The organism is Tahibacter sp., from assembly GCF_035481375.1.
Taxonomy (GTDB): domain Bacteria; phylum Pseudomonadota; class Gammaproteobacteria; order Xanthomonadales; family Rhodanobacteraceae; genus Tahibacter.
The window spans coordinates 1-3,920 of the sequence record NZ_DATIGT010000319.1; the positions used below are offsets into that span (position 1 = coordinate 1).

The following is a 3,920-nucleotide window of genomic DNA, read 5'->3' on the forward strand; positions in this document are numbered from 1 at the left end:
GGCGGTCGCTCGCGCGCCGCATCCAGTCGCTGCTGCGGACGAACATCGCGAGCGATCGCGCGCAGGCGTTCGCGATCTTTCTCTGGCAACGCTTCCGCGACGACCGCTGTCCGCAGTCGGCCGGCGCGCTCGCCTTCACGACATTGATCTCGCTCGTGCCGCTGACCGCGGCGATCCTCGGCGTGCTCTCGTCGTTTCCGGTGTTCTCGCGCTGGCAGGCCGACCTGACCACGTTCGTGTTCGACAACTTCGTACCCGCGGCCGGACGCACCGTACAGGCCTACCTGACCGAGTTCGCGAACAACGCGAGCCAGGCGACGGCGGTCGGCATCGTCGTGCTGATCATCAGCGCGATCTCGCTGATGATGAGCATCGAGGACGCGTTCAACCGCATCTGGCGCGTCGCGACGACGCGCACCGCGGCGTCGCGCTTCCTGATGTACTGGACCGCGCTGTCGTTCGGCCCGCTGCTGCTCGTGACCGCGCTTGCGCTGAGCTCCTATCTGTTCGCCCTGCCGTTCGTAGCCGGCTACGAAGCCGAGCTCGGCATCAAGGCGCGCGTGCTGAACCTGCTGCCGTTCCTGATCGTCTGGGTGTCGCTGATCGCGAGCTATCTCGTGATTCCGAATCGCACCGTACGGCTGCGCGACGCGGCGATCGGCGCGCTGCTCGCCGCGGCGCTGTTCGAAGCGGCCAAGCGCGGCTTCGCGTTCTACCTCGGCACGCTGACCTCCTACGAGCAGGTCTACGGCGCGCTCGCGGTCGTGCCGGTGTTCATGCTCTGGATCTACCTGTCGTGGCTGGTCGTGCTGCTCGGCGCGTCGGTCTGCGCGGCGATCAGCGCGTTCGAATACCGCGGCCTGCACGAGCGTCTCGCGCCCGGCCACGAATTCGTCGGACTGCTCTGCGTCGTCAATCATTTCGCCGATGCGCAGCGCGCCGGCATCGGCCTGCACAGCGAAGACCTGCGCGCACGCGAGCGCTTCCTGACCGACGATCTGCTGCAGCGGTACCTGAGCGACCTGCACCGCGCCGGCATGGTCCAGCGCACCGAGTTCGGCGACTGGGTGCTCGCGCGCAGCCTCGATGCGGTCACCTTGTTCGATCTCTACGAAAGCGGTCTGTACCGCCTGCCGCTGACCGTCGCGCCGACGGAAACCGCGCGCTGCCGGCTGCCCTCGGCGCTGACCGACCTCGTCAATCTCGTCGCCGGCGACCTGCAGGCCGCGCTCGACGTGCGCTTGAGCGAAATCTTTCCCCCGCCGCACCGGTCTGCGCAGGCAGCCCTCGAATCTCCGGAGCAACCATGAAGTTTCCGTTCGCCGTGCTGACATTCGCCGCGCTGATGTCCGTCGCCGCCACGCCGGTCCTGTCCGCAGACACGCCGGCCAAGCCTGAACTGAGCATCAAGACGCTCGACGGCAAGACCTTCGATCTCGCCGACCACAAAGGCAATTGGGTAATCCTGAACTTCTGGGCGACCTGGTGCTCGCCGTGCATCGAGGAGCTGCCGGCGCTGTCGAAGTTCGTCAGCGCGCACAAGAACGTGCGCGCGATCGGGCTCGCCTACGAGGACACCGACGTCGCGGAGATCAAGGAATTCCTCGTGAAGCATCCGGTCAGCTTCCCGATCGCGCAGATCGACACCTTCGATCCGCCCAAGTCGCTGGAAACGCCGCGCGGCCTGCCGACCACCTACGTCGTCGCGCCCGACGGCAGCATCGCGAAGAAATTCATGGGCCCGATCGACGAGGCCGCGCTGCGCGCCGTCACCGGCATCAAGGACTGACATGCCCGCCGCGCGCTTCTACGTGAGCGGTCGCGTGCAGGGCGTGTTCTTTCGCGCCTCGACCCGCGACGAAGCGATGCGCCTCAAGCTGTCGGGCTATGCGACGAATCTCGCCGACGGCCGCGTCGAAGTGTTCGCCGAAGGCGACGGCGAGTCGCTCGTAACGCTGGAACAGTGGCTGCGCCACGGCCCGCCGCTCGCGCGCGTGGAAAAACTCGAGCGCGAGGCGGCCGAAGCCGAAGGCAGGCAGGGGTTCGTCACGGGTTGACGGTCCGCGACGTCGGGCTTCGCCTTGCGCAATCCAACCTGCGGAAAAACAGGTATCGCGAAGGTTGGGTCGAGCGCAGCGAAGCCCGACAACGGACGCTCGCCAGCTACCACTTCGTCTCGATCCAGCGCGCCGCGTCGGCGATCTTCTCCTTGGCGGGTTTGCTCTTGAGCTTCGGCAGCTTCAGCGGCTTCTCCGGCACCTTGCGATCGGGCAGCCAGTCGAGCAGATGCCGGATCAGGTTCAGCCGGCCGCGGCGCTGGTCGTTGAAGTCGACGAGGAACCACGGCGCGTTTTCGGCGTGCGTCGCGGCGATCATCGCGTCGCGCGCCTTGCCGTAGTCGGCGTACTTCTCGCGCGCGGCGATGTCGATCGGCGAGATCTTCCAGCGCTTGAACGGATCGGACGCGCGCTCGGCGAAGCGTTCTTCCTGCTGCGCCTGATCGACCGTCAGCCAGTATTTGACGAGCAGCGTGCCCGCGTCGGTCAGCAGCCGCTCGAACACCGGGCACTGCGCGAGAAAGTCGCGGTACTCCGCGTCGCTGCAGAACCCCATGACCTTCTCGACGCCGGCACGGTTGTACCAGCTGCGATCGAACAGCACGATCTCGCCGCCGCCGGGCAGGTGGCTCGCGTAACGCTGGAAATACCACTGCGACGCTTCGTGTTCGTTCGGCTTGGACAGCGCGACGATGCGATAGCCGCGCGTGTTGAGCATCTGCGTGATTGCCTTGATCGCGCCGCCCTTGCCGGCCGCGTCGCGGCCCTCGAACACGATCACGAGACGCCGGCGCTGCTCCATGATCCAGCGCTGCGCGTCGATGAGTTCGCGCTGCAGCGGCTCGAGCGCCGCTTCGTAGTCCTTGCGTTTCATGTCGGCCATGGATGGCTGCTCCGATGCGGCTCTGCTGCGTTCGACGAAATGGTCCGCGCCCGCGCTACTCGCGCAGGCGCGGCATCAGCCCGGCGAGATTGCAGGGCTTCGTGCGCGCGTCGAGCTGCGCGCGGATGAGTTTTTCCCAGGCCGTGCGGCAGGCCGACGTGGAGCCCGGCAGGCAGAACACGAACGAATTGTTGGCGAGCCCGGCGAAAGCGCGCGACTGCATCGTCGAGGTGCCGATCTCCTCGAAGCTGACGGCGCGGAAGGTCTCGCCGAAGCCTGGCATGATCTTGTCCAGCAGCGGTTCGACGGCTTCGGGCGTGGTATCGCGTCCGGTGAATCCGGTGCCGCCGGTCACGAGCACGCCATGCACGCGTTCGTCGGCGATCCAGTTCGCGACGATCGCGCGGATGCGGTATTTGTCGTCCTTGACGACGAAGCGTTCGTGCAGCCGGTGGCCGGCTTCGGTCAGCGCGGCGACGAGATAGTCGCCCGAGGTGTCCTCGGCGGCGGTACGCGTATCGGAAACGGTCAGCACGCAGAGCGTGAGCGGGCGGAAGTCGGTCTGGGCAGGCATGCGCGAAAGCTAACCCAGGCGCGCCGGTGAAGCCACTGCGGCTGCGCGCGACGCAAACCGCGGTGCGAGCCATGGCATGTCCCAAATCGTCGGAAACGCGACATCGCGCCGTCGTCGCGAACGCGGCATGCTTGCGCCATGGACACCGCACGCCGCATCCGCCGCATCGGCTTTCTCGGCTTTCCGCAGTTCAATGCGCTCGACCTGACCGGGCCGATGGACGTGTTTTCCGCGGCGGCCGAGCTCGAACGCGGCGGCGCGCGCCGCCGGCCGGTCTATGAAACCATCGTGCTCGGCCTCGACGGCGCGCCGTTCCGCGCCGAGTCGCGCCTTGCGATCGTGCCCGACGCCGTCCTCGCCGACGCGCCGCCGCTGGACACCGTCGTCGTTCCGGGCGGCTGCGGCG

General features: G+C 67.3%; 5 protein-coding genes and 1 pseudogene. 4 read left to right on the forward strand and 2 right to left on the reverse strand.

Annotated features, from left to right (window positions below):
* The 3 genes from VLF18_RS21170 to VLF18_RS21180 form a co-directional block, all read left to right on the forward strand.
* The coding region (locus tag VLF18_RS21170; protein WP_325281617.1) for a YihY family inner membrane protein at positions 1-1,310 on the forward strand (1,310 nt) is incomplete at its 5' end.
* Positions 1,307-1,789: a TlpA disulfide reductase family protein gene (locus VLF18_RS21175; RefSeq protein WP_325281618.1), complete on the forward strand. Its 483-nt coding sequence runs from the start codon at positions 1,307-1,309 to the stop codon at positions 1,787-1,789. The genes VLF18_RS21170 and VLF18_RS21175, both read left to right, overlap by 4 nt.
* A 1-nt stretch (position 1,790) precedes the next feature.
* A complete protein-coding gene (locus VLF18_RS21180) occupies positions 1,791-2,057 on the forward strand; it encodes an acylphosphatase (RefSeq protein WP_325281619.1) in 267 nt (88 codons plus the stop codon).
* 106 nt (positions 2,058-2,163) lie between these two features.
* Here VLF18_RS21180 and ppk2 read toward each other — a convergent pair whose 3' ends face one another.
* Both ppk2 and moaB read right to left on the reverse strand, forming a co-directional pair.
* Positions 2,164-2,940 carry a polyphosphate kinase 2 gene (gene ppk2 / locus VLF18_RS21185; RefSeq protein WP_325281620.1) on the reverse strand — a complete coding sequence of 259 codons (777 nt, stop codon included), beginning with the start codon at positions 2,938-2,940 and terminating at the stop codon, positions 2,164-2,166.
* A 55-nt stretch (positions 2,941-2,995) separates the two neighbouring features.
* Positions 2,996-3,514: a molybdenum cofactor biosynthesis protein B gene (gene moaB / locus VLF18_RS21190; RefSeq protein WP_325281621.1), complete on the reverse strand. Its 519-nt coding sequence runs from the start codon at positions 3,512-3,514 to the stop codon at positions 2,996-2,998.
* 138 nt (positions 3,515-3,652) lie between these two features.
* On the opposite strand from moaB, the pseudogene VLF18_RS21195 reads away from it, so the two are divergent.
* Positions 3,653-3,920: pseudogene (locus tag VLF18_RS21195) on the forward strand (hypothetical protein); the annotation flags it as partial.